Origin of the sequence: Sphingomonas mali NBRC 15500 (assembly GCF_001598415.1) — a bacterium.
Taxonomy (GTDB): Bacteria; Pseudomonadota; Alphaproteobacteria; order Sphingomonadales; family Sphingomonadaceae; genus Sphingomonas; species Sphingomonas mali.
Genome location: NZ_BCYX01000004.1, coordinates 88,538 through 104,456 on the forward strand (window position 1 = coordinate 88,538; position 15,919 = coordinate 104,456).

General features: G+C 65.2%; 15 protein-coding genes. 8 read left to right on the forward strand and 7 right to left on the reverse strand.

Translation table 11 applies throughout. From position 1 onward, the window contains the following. Positions 1-145: 145 nt before the first annotated feature. Entirely contained in the window at positions 146-964 is an 819-nt protein-coding gene (locus tag SMA01S_RS05350; RefSeq protein ID WP_066818895.1) for a helix-turn-helix transcriptional regulator, read from the forward strand. Here SMA01S_RS05350 and SMA01S_RS05355 read toward each other — a convergent pair whose 3' ends face one another. Together SMA01S_RS05355 and SMA01S_RS05360 are read right to left on the reverse strand one after the other, a co-directional pair. After that, positions 965-1,822 carry a CmcJ/NvfI family oxidoreductase gene (locus SMA01S_RS05355; protein ID WP_066818896.1) on the reverse strand — a complete coding sequence of 286 codons (858 nt, stop codon included), beginning with the start codon at positions 1,820-1,822 and terminating at the stop codon, positions 965-967. A 23-nt stretch (positions 1,823-1,845) separates the two neighbouring features. Next, positions 1,846-2,514, reverse strand: coding sequence for a glutathione S-transferase family protein (locus SMA01S_RS05360; RefSeq protein WP_066818897.1), 669 nt, complete (start codon positions 2,512-2,514; stop codon positions 1,846-1,848). 228 nt (positions 2,515-2,742) lie between these two features. Here SMA01S_RS05360 and SMA01S_RS05365 point away from each other — a divergent pair, with 228 nt between their 5' ends. The 4 genes from SMA01S_RS05365 (at position 2,743) to SMA01S_RS05380 (ending at position 6,834) form a co-directional block, all read left to right on the forward strand. Next, a complete protein-coding gene (locus SMA01S_RS05365; protein ID WP_066818898.1) occupies positions 2,743-3,495 on the forward strand; it encodes a glutathione S-transferase family protein in 753 nt (250 codons plus the stop codon). A gap of 16 nt (positions 3,496-3,511) precedes the next feature. Next, positions 3,512-4,333 (forward strand): glutathione S-transferase family protein, encoded by an 822-nt coding sequence (locus SMA01S_RS05370; protein WP_245649166.1) that lies wholly within the window; start codon positions 3,512-3,514, stop codon positions 4,331-4,333. A 23-nt stretch (positions 4,334-4,356) separates the two neighbouring features. Further along, a complete protein-coding gene (locus SMA01S_RS05375; RefSeq protein WP_066818899.1) occupies positions 4,357-5,799 on the forward strand; it encodes an aldehyde dehydrogenase family protein in 1,443 nt (480 codons plus the stop codon). 192 nt (positions 5,800-5,991) lie between these two features. After that, complete coding sequence (locus SMA01S_RS05380; RefSeq protein ID WP_066818900.1) at positions 5,992-6,834, forward strand: p-hydroxycinnamoyl CoA hydratase/lyase; 843 nt, start codon at positions 5,992-5,994, stop codon at positions 6,832-6,834. A gap of 100 nt (positions 6,835-6,934) precedes the next feature. Here the strand turns inward: SMA01S_RS05380 and SMA01S_RS05385 are convergent, their stop codons facing one another. The 3 genes from SMA01S_RS05385 to SMA01S_RS05395 all read right to left on the reverse strand — a co-directional run bounded on the left by SMA01S_RS05385 (position 6,935) and on the right by SMA01S_RS05395 (position 10,068). Continuing rightward, positions 6,935-9,076 (reverse strand): acetate--CoA ligase family protein, encoded by a 2,142-nt coding sequence (locus tag SMA01S_RS05385; RefSeq protein ID WP_084250103.1) that lies wholly within the window; start codon positions 9,074-9,076, stop codon positions 6,935-6,937. After that, positions 9,076-9,468 carry a hypothetical protein gene (locus tag SMA01S_RS05390; RefSeq protein ID WP_066818901.1) on the reverse strand — a complete coding sequence of 131 codons (393 nt, stop codon included), beginning with the start codon at positions 9,466-9,468 and terminating at the stop codon, positions 9,076-9,078. The genes SMA01S_RS05385 and SMA01S_RS05390 overlap by 1 nt, the downstream gene beginning before the upstream one ends. 153 nt (positions 9,469-9,621) lie before the next feature. Beyond that, positions 9,622-10,068 carry a MarR family winged helix-turn-helix transcriptional regulator gene (locus SMA01S_RS05395; protein ID WP_066818902.1) on the reverse strand — a complete coding sequence of 149 codons (447 nt, stop codon included), beginning with the start codon at positions 10,066-10,068 and terminating at the stop codon, positions 9,622-9,624. 125 nt (positions 10,069-10,193) lie between these two features. Between SMA01S_RS05395 and SMA01S_RS05400 the strand changes: the two genes are divergently transcribed. From SMA01S_RS05400 to SMA01S_RS05410, 3 genes are all read left to right on the forward strand, one after another. Continuing rightward, on the forward strand, positions 10,194-11,612 hold the full coding sequence (locus SMA01S_RS05400; RefSeq protein ID WP_066819251.1) for an aldehyde dehydrogenase family protein: 1,419 nt from the start codon (positions 10,194-10,196) through the stop codon (positions 11,610-11,612). A gap of 107 nt (positions 11,613-11,719) precedes the next feature. Continuing rightward, positions 11,720-12,847: a cobalamin-independent methionine synthase II family protein gene (locus tag SMA01S_RS05405; protein WP_066818903.1), complete on the forward strand. Its 1,128-nt coding sequence runs from the start codon at positions 11,720-11,722 to the stop codon at positions 12,845-12,847. A gap of 45 nt (positions 12,848-12,892) precedes the next feature. Then, positions 12,893-13,639 (forward strand): IclR family transcriptional regulator, encoded by a 747-nt coding sequence (locus SMA01S_RS05410; protein ID WP_066818908.1) that lies wholly within the window; start codon positions 12,893-12,895, stop codon positions 13,637-13,639. Positions 13,640-13,690: 51 nt separating this feature from the next. Here the strand turns inward: SMA01S_RS05410 and desA are convergent, their stop codons facing one another. Both desA and SMA01S_RS05420 read right to left on the reverse strand, forming a co-directional pair. Then, the gene (gene desA, locus SMA01S_RS05415) at positions 13,691-15,088 is read right to left on the reverse strand and encodes a syringate O-demethylase (protein ID WP_066818910.1); all 1,398 of its coding nucleotides are present in this window, start codon (positions 15,086-15,088) and stop codon (positions 13,691-13,693) included. 1 nt (position 15,089) lies between these two features. Further along, positions 15,090-15,845 carry an alpha/beta fold hydrolase gene (locus tag SMA01S_RS05420; RefSeq protein ID WP_066818916.1) on the reverse strand — a complete coding sequence of 252 codons (756 nt, stop codon included), beginning with the start codon at positions 15,843-15,845 and terminating at the stop codon, positions 15,090-15,092. Between the last annotated feature and the right edge of the window lie 74 nt (positions 15,846-15,919).

The following is a 15,919-nucleotide window of genomic DNA, read 5'->3' on the forward strand; positions in this document are numbered from 1 at the left end:
TCCGGGATGATCGGCATGCCGGTATTTCCCGCCATTTCCCGATCCTCCCGGCCGCGCCGCCACATGGTTGCGGTTTAGCTTGCAGAAGCTGGATAGAACTAGAAGACCGCTGGCTATGCCATTATTGGAGCTAACTGGATAAACCATGGCCCATCGCGAAGAACTATCCCGATTCCTCAAGGCGGCGCGCGCGCGGCTATCGCCGTCCGATGTCGGGCTGCCGTGCGGCACGCGCCGGCGGACGACGGGGTTGCGACGCGAGGAAGTGGCGACGCTCGCGGGGATGAGCGTCACCTGGTACACCTGGTTCGAGCAGGGCCGCGAGGTCCAGCTGTCGGCGCCGATGATCGAGCGGCTCAGTGCGACGTTGCGGCTCGACAAGAACGAGCGCGAATTCCTGTTCGCGCTAGCGCAACACCGTCCTCCCCCGCTGACCGTGATGGCGGACGAGCAAGTGCATCCGGGGACTCAGCATCTGCTCGACAGCCTGTCGATCCCGGCGCTGGTGATCGTCGAGGACTGGACGGTAATCGGCTGGAACCAGCTCGTCGCGCGGGCCTTTCGCGATTACGGCACGCTGCCGCGCGAGAAGCGCAACCTGTTCAAGATCCTCTTGCTCGACGACCGCTATCGCAGCGATCCCGATCACTTCCGCGAAATGGGTCAGCGGCTGACCGCGCGGTTCAAATGGGATTACAGCCGTACCGCGCGACCCGAGGTATTCGACGCCATCATCGAGGAAATGTACGAGCGGTCGGACCTGTTCCGCGAATGCTGGCAGGAGTCCGAAATCCTCGCGCATTTCGAACATACCAATGTCACCGACATGCCGGGCGTGGGCCAGATCATCTTCCGGCACACGTCCTACGCAATCGAGGAAGCGCCGGGACAGCGACTCATCCTGTTCGCACCGAACGATCCCGAGAGCGCCGCTCGCCTCGAGAAACTCGCCGCCAAACGTTGATCAGGTGAAATAGGCGATTGCGCGGAACTCGTAGCTTTCGCGCGTCACCGCGTCGGGGCGGGTGGTATCGTGAAACGCGGTGTGGGGCGCGCGCCATGCCCAATCGTGATCGCTGTCATGGAACTTGATGAAGATCACCTCTTCGGCGGTCATGTCGGGGAAATACCACCAGCGATGCGCCGGGTTGTGGTGGAAGATGGTGGCGGCCGCCATGTCTTCCTCCCCCTCGATCGGCGCATAGAGCGCGTCGCCTTCGGGGATTTCGTCGACATCGACCTTGACGTTGGCGACCGCATCCTCGTCTCCAACGCTGCCCGCTTCGCACAAGGCGAGCGGCCAGTCCTGCGGCGGCGGCGAAAAGGTGCGCCACAGACTGAAGGCGATGAAACGGCTGAAGCTGGCGCCGGGGGCCGCTTTCTCGAACAGTCGCCCGGCGATCCGGTGCGCAGTGGCCGTATTGAAATCGACATGCGCTTCCGCCGCGGGCGGCTGGATGCCCGCGCCCGAAATGACCGGCGAGCGCAATTGCCCGACCATCGGCACGACGAGGTCGCAGCCGGTGAGCGCGCGGGCGACTTCCGCCACTTCGCCGGGATAGTCGACGACCGCTGCGGGATCGCGGAAATCCGTCACCCGGCTGGCATGACGCGCGAGGCAGAAGCCGTGCTGATCGAGCGTGAACGGATCCGGCGCCAGCCGCGCGTTGCGGATCGTCACCGGGTAGGATTGGTAGACGCCAGTGTTGAATTCGCGCCCCGGCGCCCAGAACCGTCGATTGATCCGCGACGTCGGGACGAGATAGTCGATCGTGGTTTCGATCGCCGGTGCCGCCGTGCTGCGATTGAGGAGCGTGGTCATGGCCGGATCCCGCCTTTCCCTGGCTATGAGAGGATATTCTTGCCCTGGCGGACGGTCTTTTCCTCCATTTCGGCGGGCTTGGGCGGTTCGGGTACCAGCAGGCCGCGCTGCACGGCCGGCCGCGCCGCGATCGTGTCGAACCAGCGCTGCAGATGGGGAAGACCGTCGATCGGCACTTGCGCCCAGTCATGGCCCCTGACCCAGGGGAAACAGGCGATGTCGGCGATCGAATAGTCGCCCGCCAGATAGTCGTTGTCGGCCAGCCGTGCGTCCATCACCCCGAACAGCCGCCGGCTTTCGCGCACGTAGCGGTCGATCACCTTCGGCAGCCGATCCTCGAAATAGCGATTGAACACCGTCGCCTGGCCCATCATCGGGCCCAGCCCGGACATCTGCCACATCACCCATTGGATGACGCGGCTGCGTCCCTTCACGTCGGTCGGCAGGAAGCGACCGAACTTCTCGGCGAGATAGATCAGGATCGCGCCGGATTCGAACACCGCGAAATCGCCCTCGTCATGGTCGACCAAGGTCGGGATCCGACCGTTGGGATTGAGCGCGATATACCAATCCTGTTTCTGTTCGAGATTGCTGAGCGAAATCGGCGTGACCTTATAGGGCACTCCGAGTTCCTCGAGCATGATCGCGGCCTTCCAGCCGTTGGGCGTTTCCGACGTCAGCAATTCGAGCATGTTCGCCCCTTTGTCTCTCCTGGCCGGCAAGCCAAGCAGAGCGGCGCCCCGCCCACAAGGTGACCGCTTACGCTATCACTGAGGATGACACCCTGACCGCCCGTCGCGACACAGTCTGGGTAGTAGTGCGACTGATAGAAGAGACGGTCTTCTTGCGGAGTGCCGCAACCATCGCCACCGCTGGTTTCAACGTGCGAAAACGCACGGCCCTGGAGGAGGAGGCGACCCGTGTTGACCCTGTACAGTTTCGGCCCGGCCGCCAACTCGCTCAAGCCGCTGCTCGCCTTGTACGAAAAAGGCCTGCCCTTCACCCCGCGTTTCGTCGACCCCCGCAAGTTCGAGCACCATGAAGAGTGGTTCAAGAAGATCAACCCGCGCGGCCAGGTGCCGGCGCTCGATCATGACGGCCACATCATCACCGAATCGACGGTGATCTGCGAATATCTCGAAGACGCTTTCCCCGATGCGCCGCGGCTGCGACCGACCGACCCGATCAAGATCGCCGAGATGCGCGTGTGGACCAAATGGGTCGACGAATATTTCTGTTGGTGCGTGTCGACGATCGGCTGGGAGCGGATGATCGGCCCGATGGCGCGCGCGCTGTCCGACGCCGAGTTCGAGGAACAGGTGAAGCGCATCCCCGTCCCCGAGCAGCAGGTCAAATGGCGCAACGCGCGCAAGGGTTTTCCCAAGGAACTGCTCGACGAAGAAATGCGCAAGGTGCGCGTGTCGGTCGACAAGTTGGAAAAGCGCCTGGCGGAAAGCGAATGGCTGGCCGGCGACGACTACACGCTGGCCGACATCTGCAACTTCGCGATCGCCAACGGCATGCAGCACGGCTTCGCGGAAATTGTGAATCGCGAGGCGTCACCCCATCTGCTCGCGTGGATCGAGCGGATCAACCAGCGCCCGGCAGTGCGCGAGATGTTCGCGCGATCCCAAAGCGAAATGCCGGCCCGCGCGCCGGCGCCCGCCGCCTGAGGAGATCGAGACCGTCATGAGCTGGAACGACGAACCCCCGGGCGGCGCGCTCAGGATGTACCATATTCCGGGCTGCCCCTTTTCCGAGCGCGTGGAACTGCTGCTCGACCTCAAGGGCCTCGACGGCATCATGGCCGATCACGAGATCGACATTTCCAAGCCGCGTCCCGACTGGCTGCTGAAGAAGACGCGCGGTACGACCGCCCTGCCGGCGCTCGAGCTCGAAAATGGCGAGACGCTGAAAGAGAGCATGGTCATCATGCGCTATTTCGAGGATCGCTTTCCCGAACGGCCCGTCGCGCGCCGCGACCCGTACGAGCATGCAGTCGAGGCGATGCTGTGCGCGACCGACGGCCAATTCACCGGCGTGGGCTATCGCATGATCCTCAATCGCGACCGCGCCAAACGCGACGAGCATGCGGCCGAGGTCGACGCACAATATGCGCGGCTGGATGATTTCCTGCGCCATTACGCACCCGACCGCGATTTCCTGTTCGACGCCTTCGGCTGGGCCGAAGTCGCGTTCGCGCCGATGTTCAAGCGGCTGTGGTTCCTCGACTATTACGAAGCGTATGAGATACCGCAGCAGCTCACCCGCGTGCTGCGTTGGCGCGAAGCGTGCCTGGCGCACCCGGTCGTCCAGCGACACCACAGCCATCGCGAGCTGATGACGCTCTATTACGATTATGCGCAGGGCGGCGGGAATGGACGTATCCCCGACGGGCGCAGCGTCTCCAGCTTCACGCTCGACCCCGCCTGGGACACGCGGCCAATGCCGCCGCGCGACAAATGGGGCACTGCCGCGACCGACGCCGAACTGGGGCTCGTCCCCGCCTGACTTTCGACAAGAGGATTCCTGCCATGAAGAGCTATCCGCAGAACTATATCGACGGCCGCTGGGTCGACAGCAAAGACGGGCGCAAACACACGGTCATCAACCCCGCGACCGAGCAGGCGGCGAGCGAGATCGTCCTCGGCACCGCCGCCGATGTCGATGATGCGGTGAGGGCCGCGCGGCGCGCGTTCGAGAGCTTCTCGCAGACCTCGAAAGAGGAACGCATCGCCCTGCTCCAGCGGATCATCGCCGAATATCAGAAGCGCGTCCCTGACATCGCCGAGGCGATCGCGACCGAGATGGGCTGTCCGATCTCGATCGCGCAGACCGCGCAGGCCGGGTCGGGCCTTGGTCATCTCGGCAACGCGCTGAAGGCGCTGCAGGACTATCACTTTGCCGAGAAGATCGGCGACAACACCGTGGTGCGCGAGCCCATCGGCGTCGTTGCGCTGATCACGCCGTGGAACTGGCCGATGAACCAGATCGTCGCCAAGGTCGGCCCGGCGCTCGCCGCCGGCTGCACGATGATCCTCAAGCCGTCGGAGGAGGCGCCGAGTTCGGCGGCGATCTTCGCCGAGGTGATGGATGCGGCCGGCGTGCCCGCTGGCGTGTTCAACCTAGTCCAGGGGGATGGCGAAGGCGTCGGCACCGCGCTGGCGAAGCATCCCGATATCGACATGGTCAGCTTCACCGGATCGACCCGCGCCGGGATCATGGTCGCCAAGAACGCCGCCGACACGGTCAAGCGCGTCGCGCAGGAACTGGGCGGCAAGTCGCCCAATATCATCCTCGAAGGCACCCCGCTCGATCAGGCGCTGCCGGGCGGCGTCGGCGGCGTGCTGCTCAATTCCGGGCAGAGCTGCGTGGCGCCCACCCGCATGCTGGTGCACAAATCGCAGCACGACGAAGCGGCCGCGAAGGTCGGCGCGATGTTCGCCGCCAAGCGCGTCGGCGACCCGCTCAGCGAAGGCGACCATATCGGCCCCGTCGTCAACCGGCGCCAGTGGGAACGCATCCAGGGCCTGATCCAGCAGGGCATCGACGAAGGCGCGACATTGGTGACCGGCGGCACCGGCCGGCCCGAAGGGTTCGACACCGGCTTCTATGTGAAGCCCACCGTCTTCGCCAACGTCACCCCCGACATGACGATCGCGCGCGAGGAGATTTTCGGCCCCGTCCTTGTCATCATGCCCTATGCCGACGACGCCGACGCGATCCGCATCGCCAACGATACGCCCTACGGCCTGGGCGCCTATATCGCGGGCGATCCGGCGCGCGCGAAGACGATGGTAGGCAAGATTCGCGCCGGCGCGGTGTTCGTCAATGCCGGCGGGCTCGCCTTCGACATGCCGTTCGGCGGCTACAAGCAATCGGGCAACGGCCGCGAATTCGGCAAGTTCGGGCTCGAGGAATTCCTCGAGGTAAAGTCGGTAATCGGCGCGCTCCCGGAGGATGCCGTCGCCGCTTGAGGCATTTACGGGTGCCGGCCAGCATCGGCCAGCCGGCACCCAAGCGGCGGGATTTCCGCCGAGATCTCCGCAACGCCCTCGCTTGCTTCCTGCGTCATCGCTGTTATTGTGCGCCTAGCATACAATAACAGCGAGGGAGAGTCGGGGCATGTTGGCCCGGCATCTGCCCCGCGCAGACTGGGATGACGAAGAATGAGCGAAGACAATGCGCGCGATGTGGTGTCGTATCGGGTCGAGGACCGGATCGCCTGGGTCTATTTCGCGCGACCGGAGAAGCGCAATTGCATGAACCCGGCGCTCAATCGGCGGATGATGGACGTGCTCGACGAGCTCGAATATCGCGACGATGTCGGCGTGCTGGTCCTGGGCGGTGAAGGAACCGCCTGGTCGGCGGGCATGGACCTCAAGGAATATTTCCGCGAGACCGAGGCGCAGGGCCTGCGCGGCGTTCGCCAGTCGCAGCGTGAGAGCTATGGCTGGTTCCGTCGGCTGCGCTGGTTCCAGAAGCCGACCATCGCGATGGTCAACGGCTGGTGCTTCGGCGGCGGCTTCGGCCCGCTTTTCTCGTGCGATCTCGCGATCTGCGCCGACGAAGCGCAATTCGGCCTTAGTGAGATCAACTGGGGCATTCTGCCCGGCGGCGGGGTGACCAAGGTTGTGGTCGACCTGTTGTCGATGCGCGACGCGATGTGGATGACGCTGACCGGCGAGTTGATCGACGGGCGCAAGGCGGCGGAGTGGAAGCTGGTCAATGAAAGCGTGCCGCTCGACCGGCTGGAAACCCGTGTCCGCGAGGTCGCCGAGATGCTGCTCAAGAAGAATCCGGTCGCGCTCAAATTCGCCAAGGACGCGGTACGCCGTGTCGGCTCGATGACCTATGACGAGGCCGAGGATTATCTGGTCCGCATGCAGGAAGCGGCCAATTTTCACGACAAGACCGAAGGCCGCAAGGAAGGCATCCGCCAGTTCATCGACGAGAAGAGCTACAAGCCCGGGCTGGGATCCTACGACCAGGCAAAGACGACCGCTTCCTGAGGCTGACCCCGGGGCGCCTAGATTCACGCGATCTTGGCGCTCCCGCATCGGCGGGAGCCCAGGGTCACCGGCATTGTGCGCCGTGGCCGGCGAGTGAACTTCAGGTCTGGATCAGGGCATCGAGCGCGATCGCGCCGTGGCCGCGCGGATAGACCATGACCGGATTGAGGTCGATTTCACGGATCACCGGAGTCGCGGCCACCACCCTGCCAAGCGCTTCGACAAGTGCCGCCACGGCATCGACGTCCATCGCCGGTTCGCCGCGAAATCCGTCGAGCAGCGGGGCGAGACGCAGGCGCCGCAATTCGGCGACGATAGCGGCGCGATCGAGCCCGGCGGGGAGCAACCTGACGTCGTGCAGCAGTTCGGCACTGACCCCGCCGAACCCGACCAGGATCGTCGCTCCCCAATGCGGGTCGTTGCGCGCGCCGACGATCAGCTCGACGCCGCGCGCCGCCATCGGCTCGACCAGCACGCCATCCAGGTCGAGATCTGGCCGCGCCGCGGCAACCGCGGCCTGCAGCTTCACCCATCCGTCGCGAACCGCTTGTGCGTCGGCCATGCCGACCACCACGCCCCCGGCATCGCTCTTGTGCGGCAGCGCCGCGGCCTGAGCCTTGAGGACGACCGGATAGCCGAGCCGATCGGCGGCGGCGACCGCCTCTTCGGCCGATCCGGCGAGGACGCCCGATGGGAAAGCGATGCCGCGTGCGCCGAGCAAATCCTTGGCGCGATATTCGGGCACCGTCGCACCGGCTGGTGGCAGTCCCGCCAGCGGTACCGCATCGCCCGCCGCAATGGCGGCAATGCCGCCACCGGCCGGCCGCATTCTTGCCAGCGCGCGCAAGGCGCGTTCGGCGGTCGGCAAGTACATCACGCTTTCCGCCCGCAGTGCGGCGATGTCCTCGGCCAGGACGATGCCGCCCTCGTCCACGCCGGCGACGATCACCGGCTTGTCCGGCGGGCTGGCGCGCAACGCGTCGAGCACGGCGCTAAACTTGATGTGCGACGTGCCGGTATCGGTCTGGATCAACGTCACCAGGATCGCCCCGATGCGGTCGTCGGCCGCCAGCGCGGCGATCGTCCGCCCATAGATGCCGGGATCGACCAGCCCTTGCGCGGTCACATCGAGCGGGTTGCTGACCGGCACGAAGTCGGGCAGCGCCGTCCGCAATGCCGGGCTGTCGGCATCGCCGAGCGGCGGCAGGGCGAGCCCGAGCGCCTCGGCCTGATCGAGCATGATCGCCTTGAACGCCCCTGATTCAGCGATGACGCCGAGGCCCTTGGCGACCGGCGAGGCATAGCGCGCGAGCATTTCGACGACGTCGCCCAATTCCTCCAGCGTATCGACCAGGATCACGCCGGCACGTTCGACATGGACGCGCATCACGTCATAATCGCCGGCCATCGCGCCGGTATGCGTCGCCGCGCTCGCCGCGCCTGCCGCGCTGCGTCCGGGATGGAGCAGCACCACCTGCTTGCCAGCGGCGCGCGCGGCCCGTGCCGCCGCCAGGAAGCGCGCGGGCTTGCGGAAATGTTCGACGATCATGCCGACCACCGACGTCGCGGGATCGCCGACGAGATGGTCGAGATAATCCTCGACCCCGCTCGCCGCTTCGTTGCCGGTCGAGATGTAGCAGCTGAGCGGCACATCGCGCGCGATCATCGTCGTCGCCAGCACCGCCGCCATCGCGCCCGACTGCGACACGATGCCGACCCGACGATCGCCATCGACGCGCGGTTCGGGCAGTTCGATGAAGGTGAGCGCGATGCGATCGACGAAATTGACCAGACCGAGGCAATTGGGGCCCTCGACGATCATGTCCGCTTCCGCCGCGATCCGAGCAATTTCCTGCTGGTCGGCAAGGCCTTGCGGCCCATCCTCGGCAAAGCCTGCCGAAAAGACGATCGCCGCGCCGACCCGGCGCGCCGCCAGACCGCGGATCACGTCGAGCACGCCCGCGCGGGGAATCGCGAGCACCGCGACATCGATCCCTTCGGGCAGATCGTCGACCGTTGCGACACAGCGCCGGCCGCCAATCTCCGCGCGCTTCGGATTGACCAGATGGATCTCGCCCTCGAATCCCTGCCGCTCGAGATTGCCCAGCACCGAAGCGCCGAGCGCGCCGGGTTTGTCCGACGCGCCCACGATCGCGACGGAACGCGGCCGCAGCAATCGGTCGAATCGCACGGCCGCGTCCGCGCCGTTCCCCGTGATCTCGTTCTTAGCCATCGTCGCCATCAAAACCCGTCCTCAACCTCGAAATCTTGCGCCCGAACCCAGGCGATGAAGTCGCGAAGCGCCAGCGTCGCATCCTGCGCCGACCGGCGATAGGCTTCCGGACTTTCGCGCGCCCGAACCACCGGCCACGTCGCCTGGTGCAACGACACGACATGCCGGACGCTCGACAGCCGCCGACGCGCATCCGATCTCAGCTCGGGCGGGCACGATTCGCTGTCGAAGAGTGTCCCGGTCGCACCGATCTCCGCCGTCAGGTCGCGGCGCGCAGCGACGATCTCGCGCATGCGATCCTCACGGCCGGCCAGGATTTCCAGATTATTCAATATCGCCTCCAGCCGGCCCGCCGCACCCAGCCAGCCACGACCGCTATCCGGCGATCCTCCGATCGTCATCGGCGCGATTCGCACACGGCAAGACGGGCGGCGTTGCCGTCATGCCATTCCACGTCTCGACACATCCCCGCCCTCTCCGATCTCGCCCGTTTGGAGCGAGCGTTTGCCAGATTGTATCTCAAGCAAACAATTTGGCAAGCTGGGTGCTGTCGTTCAGTCGTCGTCGCGTCGTGCCGTGCGGGGTTTCCGGAGTTTCTTCAGCAAGGCCATCAGCGTCGCTCGCTCGGCGGCGGTCAGGTCCGCGGCCAGGCGACGGTCCGACTCGCGCAATCGATCGAGCATCTCCGCCACCCGCTCCTCGCCGCCGGGCAGCAGGTGCAAGGCATTGGTGCGCAGATCGCGTCCAGGCCGCCGCTCGATCAGGCCGCGATCGACCAGCACATTGACCAGCTTCATCGCGCTCGACCGATTCACGCTCAGCGCCTTGCCGAGCGCGGTCTGGTCGCATCCTGGGTTGGCGCGGATGAGCAGCAACGCGGTCAGTTTCGCCGGCGTCAGGCCATATGGCGCAAGCATCAGCCGCGCATCCTCTATCGCGATCAGATGAGCGAGTTCGATCCGGTACCCCAGCAGTCCGTCGAGATCGCTTCCTTGTTTCATCGGCCGATTACCATCTTGTCAAAATTGTATGCCCGGCGCACAAAGGCCGAAACGGTTTCGCATCTTTTCCCGATTGCGACGCCGATTGCCAGCGCAATGCCGGCAGCCCAACGAGGAGAGTGATGATGGAACGCGATTTCAGGATGCTGATCGATGGCGAACTCGTCGGGGGCGTGACGACGTTCGACGTCATCAATCCGGCAACGGGGTCGAGCTTCGCGCATTGCCCCAAGGCGGATCGCGCGCTGATCGATCGCGCCGTCGCCGCAGCCAAGCGCGCCTTTCCGGCCTGGTCGGCGACTCCCATCGAGCAGCGCGCGGCGTTGGTCGACAAGCTCGCGGACGCGCTCGAGGCGCGAGCGGGCGAATTCGCCAGCCTGCTGACCAGCGAACAGGGCAAGCCGCTCGACCAAGCGATGTTCGAGATGATGGGTAGCATCTTCACCCTGCGTGCGTTCGCCGCCATGCGGGTCGAACCCAAGACGCTGCGCGAAGAGGGCGGCAACACGGTGATCGAGCACCGCACCCCGCTCGGCGTGGTCGCGGCGATCACCCCGTGGAATTTCCCCGTCATCCTCTTGATGAACAAGCTCGGCCCGGCACTCGTCACCGGCAACACGATGGTCGCCAAACCCGCGCCAACCACGCCGCTCACTACCTTGCTGTTCGGTGAGATCTGCCGGGACATCCTGCCCGCGGGCGTGTTCAACACGGTGTGCGACCAGAATGACCTGGGCGAAGTGCTGACCACGCATCCCGACGTCGACAAGGTCGCCTTCACCGGATCGACCGCGACCGGGAAGAAGGTGATGGCCGCGGCGGCGCAGGGCGTGAAGCGTGTCACGCTCGAGCTCGGCGGCAACGACGCGGCGATCGTTCTCGACGACGTCGACCCGCGCCAGGTCGCGCAAAAGGTCTATGGCGGCGCGATGGCCAATGCCGGCCAGATCTGCGTCGCGATCAAGCGCGCTTATGTGCCCGAACCGATGTACGACGAATTCTGCGACGAGCTCGCCCGCCTGGCGCGCGAAGCGGTGGTCGATGACGGCGCCAAGCAGGGCACCCAGGTCGGCCCGATCCAGAACAAGATGCAGTTCGAGAAAGTGAAGGCACTCCTCGACGACGCCAGGCAGCGCGGCACCGTGCTGGCCGGCGGCGAAGCGCTCGACCGCCCCGGCTACTTCATCCCGCCGACGATCGTGCGCGACCTCGACGACGATGCGCCGCTGGTCCGCGAAGAGCAATTCGGTCCAGTGCTGCCGGTGCTCAAATATGACGATATCGACGATGTGATCGCGCGTGCCAACGATTCCGAATACGGCCTGGGCGGCACCGTATGGGGCAAGGATCTGGTGCGCGCGACGGACGTCGCGAAGCGGATCGATTCGGGCACCGTCTGGGTCAACCAGTATCTGGCGATCGACCCCAACATCCCCTTCCGCGGATCGAAACAGTCGGGGCTTGGCGGCGAGCTGGGCGAAGCGGGGCTGCACGAATATACTCAGCCGCACATCATCAACGTCGTAGCGCTTGAGGATGCCTGAAGCAGGGCGACGGTCCGGGTCCGCCGACGTCGCTTCGCATATATGATCTATACACAAACGCGAAATGGCGGCATGGTCGTTCGGTAATCCGAGGAAGAGGACCGCCCATGCCGATCGCGACGACCCATGTCGGTAGCTTGCCGCGCGGGCCCGAACTGACGCCCCTGCTGCTCGCCCGCGACCATGGCGAGCCTTATGATGCGGAAGCGTTCGATACCGTCGTCCAGGCGGCGGTCGACGCGGCGGTGGCGGCGCAGGTCGCGGCCGGCGTCACAATCGTCAGCGACGGCGAGCTCGGCAAGGTCGGCTATTCGACCTACATGATCGAGCGCTTGTCGGGCTTTGGCGGCCATACCGACCGCAAGCCGGCGCTCGATCTCGCACCGCTGCCTGATCTCCGCGCCAAGCTGGCGCACATCATGGGGGCGCAGGAATTCACCCGCGCCTCGTGCATCGGGCCGGTTCGGCTGGTTACCCTCCAGCCGCTGCACGACGACATCCGGCGCTTCCGGACCGCGCTCGACCGGCACGGCAAAGGCACGCGCGCGTTCATGAACGCCGCCTCGCCTGGCTTGATCACGGCGTTCCAGAAGAACGCTCATTACCCGAGTCACGAGGCTTATCTCGCAGACCTCGTCGCGGCGATGCAGCCCGAATATGAAGCGATCGTCGCGGCCGGGTTCGAGTTGCAGCTCGATTGTCCCGACCTCGCCATGTCGCGCCACACCGGCTATCAGGAAATGGACGAGCCGTCCTTCCTCGAGGCGATCGCGGCCAATGTCGACGCGCTCAACGCCGCGACCGCTAATATCGCGCCCGACCGGATGCGGATGCACATTTGCTGGGGCAATTACGAAGGACCGCACGACCACGATATTCCGCTCGAGCGGATCATCGACATCGTGCTGAAGGCCCGGCCGGCGACCATCCTGTTCGAAGCGGCCAATCCGCGTCACGAGCATGAATGGGCGGTCTGGCGCGATGCCGCCATCCCCGACGACAAGCTGCTCGCGCCCGGCCTGATCGACACCTGTTCAAACTATCTCGAACATCCCGAACTGATCGCGCAACGAATCGAACGCTTCGCCGGAATCGTCGGCAAGGATCGCGTGGTGGCGAGCACCGATTGCGGATTCGGTACCTTCGCCGGCTATGGCAAGATCGATCCGATCGTCACCTGGGCCAAGCTGCGCAACCTGCGCGAAGGCGCCGATATCGCCGCCGCCCGGCTCTGACGCGCGGGAGTGGCGGCGGGCGCCGCGATCGGGCAATAGACGGTCATGGCCGACGCTGCATCATCCCCCGTCAAATCGGCGACACGCACCCTCGACATCATCGAATATGTCGTGGCGCGCGACCGCCCCGTCGTCGCCCAGGAGATTGCGGCGGCCCTGGTCATCCCGGTCAGCAGCCTGTCCTATCTGCTCAACACGCTGATCGATCGCGGCTATCTGGCGCGTGCCGGCCGCCGCTACACGGCAGGCCCCGGCCTCGCCCGGCTGCAGGCGCGCGCGCACGGCTTTTCGCTGGCCGAACGTGTCGCGCCGCTGGTCCGCTCGTTGCGCGTCCAGCTCAACGAAACCGCGTCCTTCTTCGTCCGCGTCGGCTGGGAAGTGGAGGCGCTGGTGACCGAAACCAGCGAGCATGCGTTGCGCTATGCCGTCCAGATGGGCACGCGGACTCCGCTCCACGGTTTCGCTGCGGGCAAGGCCATCCTGGCCGCTTTGCCTCAAGCCGAATTCGAAACCTATCTCAGCGAGTCGGAGCGACGGGAATTCTCGCCCGCCACGATCACTGATGCCGATGCCCTGCGCGCCGAGATCGCTGCCATTCGCCGGACGGGCATTGCCCGGACGCGCGAGGAACATACACCAGGCATCCAGGGCATCGGTTGCGCCGTATCAATCGACGGCGAATTGCTCGGGGCGTTCAGCGTCGCGATTCCCTCGGTCCGGTTCGATGCCGAGGTGGAACGCCATGCCGCGGAATTGCTCAAGCGAACGGTGGCCTTGCTCGAAGCCGCCTGACCGCATTCCCGGCGATGCGGAAACATCGCCGGAAATGCCGGACGGACCTTGTCAGGTCAGTTGGTGGGTGCGCCAGCTCTCGGCATAGCTGTCGCGCGCGACCTCGGAATAGGGAACCGGCGCCACGGTCGCCTTGATCTCGGTCTGGACATGGCGCTCGACCGTCGGCTTGCGCGTGCCGCCATCGGGCTCGCCCCATAACAGGGTGACCTCGGTGCCGGGCACGGCGTGATCGGCTTCGACCATCGCCAGCGTCAGCATCCGCCCTTCATTGGCGCTATAGCTGATCCAGGTCGAAATACCGACCTGCTTTCCGTCCTTGAGCACCTGGTCATAGGGGTGCATCGAATAGACGGCGGACGGGAATTCCATATATTTAGCACGATCTCCTCGCGTGAATTGCGAGCTGATCACGCGCATCAGATCCTCATTGTCGAGCGCCAGGGTAACCTTCTTGCGATGCGGCAGACCCGCCATCCGTTCCAGTGCGTCGCGGCCGATGAAATCATGGTCGAATTTGACGAACGGACCATAGCCGAGATCCCATGGCGTCAGATAATAGCCCTCGATCGACTCGGGCACGAAGCTGCCGCCGATCGACGCCTTGCCTTCATAGCTATTGGCCGACAGCCATTCGCGGAAACCGCGCGTCCCCTCACCCGTATAGGTTGCGGGCAAGGGCGACGGAATCCAGCCCGATTCGATCGTGTTCGACGAATAGGTGCGGCCACCGACCAGCGCTAAACCGAACTCCTTGCCGGCGTCGATCAACGCGTTGCGCACGACGTCGTAATCGGCCCAGGGCCCGAACAGCTCGTAGCCCGGCTGCCCCGCCATGCCGTGGCGTAGCGCGCGCACTTCCTTTCCGGCGATCGCGAGCCGCGTCATGTGAAAGAATTTGAGGTCGGGCGGCGTCGCGCCCATCGCCTTTTCCAGCGTTTTCATGGCGTTCGGCCCCTGAAGCTGGAACCGATAGGAACGGCGATTTTCCGGGTCGGGGCGGACCGCGGTACGCTCGTCGCGCGACACCGTGACGTTCCAGTTGCCGGTCGCCGCGTGATACTCGATCCATTCGATCGTCGGCGCGCGGCCGACCAGGTTGAACTTGTTTTCGTCGAGATAGAACAGGATGACATCGCCGATGACATAGCCGTCCGGCGTCACCGGCACGAACTGCTTGGCGCGATCGGGCACGAATCCCTTGAAGCTGTTGACGCCGAGATGGTTGAGCATCGCGAACGCGTCGGGGCCCTCGACCGCCAGGTCGACCATATGGAACGATTGGTTGAACAGCACGCAGGTCTGCGCCCAGGCTTGCTGTTCGCTGCGCCAATTCGAATATTCGGCCGGCACGCCCGGATAGACGTTGGGCCCGCTTTGCTGGTTGCGCAGCAATTCGACGATATCGCCACTGGCATCCAGCAGCTGTTGCAGGGTCTGTTCGGTCATCTCACGCTCCTTCAGGACAATATGATATTGATGATGTGGCGGGCTGTTCGAGCCAGTCCGCGATCGCCGCATTGAGTGCGTCGGGCCGTTCGGCGGGCAGCATGTGCCCCGCCCCGTCGATTACCGCCAAGCGCGCGTCAAGGATGAGCGCGGCAATCGCCTCGTGCTGGGCGGGCGGGCTCCAGCGATCCTCGCTGCCGACCGCGACCAGTGTCGGACAGCCGATAGCCGGCAACAGGCTCTCGACCTCGGGCCGCGACAGCAACGCGGCGATCTGCGCCTCGAAACGCGCCAGGCCGGCGTCGACGCACATTGCGTGAAGCTCTTCGTATAGATCGTCCCGCGGCCGCGACGGCGCGATCATCGGCGGCAGCCAGGCATCGACCAGCGCCACCATGCCGCGCTTCCGCCCAAGATCGCGCAGCGCGTAGCGCTTGGCCGCCTCTCCTTCCCCCGGCAGGTGGACGCCGGTGCTGAGCAATGCCAGCCGATCGACTCGATCGCCCGCGGATCGCACGATTTCCAACGCCACGCGCGCGCCCATCGAATGACCGAGCAGCGCGAAGCGCGCCGGAGCGACGTCGAGCACGCGCCGCGCCATATCCTCCAGCGTGTCGGCATCGCCATAATCGGGCGCCGGCCACGCCTGGGCGAAGGCCCCCGCTTGCGCCGCGAAGATGCGCGAATCACAGATCAGTCCCGGCAGCATCAAGAGCGGGAGAGGTTCGGCGGCAGGCTCATATAACTTCACGGACATGAAGTTTTCATCTATACGAAATATCAAAGTCGCGATAGAGGGTATCGACACGCGGCAGTCGAAACCGCGGAAGA

Excerpts from the sequence above, each read along its gene's own strand:
- SMA01S_RS05350 (WP_066818895.1), top strand. The coding sequence starts at position 146 with ATGGCCCATCGCGAAGAACTATCCCGATTCCTCAAGGCGGCGCGCGCG.
- SMA01S_RS05355 (WP_066818896.1), bottom strand. The coding sequence starts at position 1,822 with ATGACCACGCTCCTCAATCGCAGCACGGCGGCACCGGCGATCGAAACC.
- SMA01S_RS05360 (WP_066818897.1), bottom strand. The coding sequence starts at position 2,514 with ATGCTCGAATTGCTGACGTCGGAAACGCCCAACGGCTGGAAGGCCGCG.
- SMA01S_RS05370 (WP_245649166.1), top strand. The coding sequence starts at position 3,512 with ATGAGCTGGAACGACGAACCCCCGGGCGGCGCGCTCAGGATGTACCAT.
- SMA01S_RS05375 (WP_066818899.1), top strand. The coding sequence starts at position 4,357 with ATGAAGAGCTATCCGCAGAACTATATCGACGGCCGCTGGGTCGACAGC.
- SMA01S_RS05380 (WP_066818900.1), top strand. The coding sequence starts at position 5,992 with ATGAGCGAAGACAATGCGCGCGATGTGGTGTCGTATCGGGTCGAGGAC.
- SMA01S_RS05385 (WP_084250103.1), bottom strand. The coding sequence starts at position 9,076 with ATGGCGACGATGGCTAAGAACGAGATCACGGGGAACGGCGCGGACGCG.
- SMA01S_RS05390 (WP_066818901.1), bottom strand. The coding sequence starts at position 9,468 with ATGACGATCGGAGGATCGCCGGATAGCGGTCGTGGCTGGCTGGGTGCG.
- SMA01S_RS05395 (WP_066818902.1), bottom strand. The coding sequence starts at position 10,068 with ATGAAACAAGGAAGCGATCTCGACGGACTGCTGGGGTACCGGATCGAA.
- SMA01S_RS05400 (WP_066819251.1), top strand. The coding sequence starts at position 10,194 with ATGGAACGCGATTTCAGGATGCTGATCGATGGCGAACTCGTCGGGGGC.
- SMA01S_RS05405 (WP_066818903.1), top strand. The coding sequence starts at position 11,720 with ATGCCGATCGCGACGACCCATGTCGGTAGCTTGCCGCGCGGGCCCGAA.
- SMA01S_RS05410 (WP_066818908.1), top strand. The coding sequence starts at position 12,893 with ATGGCCGACGCTGCATCATCCCCCGTCAAATCGGCGACACGCACCCTC.
- desA (WP_066818910.1), bottom strand. The coding sequence starts at position 15,088 with ATGACCGAACAGACCCTGCAACAGCTGCTGGATGCCAGTGGCGATATC.
- SMA01S_RS05420 (WP_066818916.1), bottom strand. The coding sequence starts at position 15,845 with ATGTCCGTGAAGTTATATGAGCCTGCCGCCGAACCTCTCCCGCTCTTG.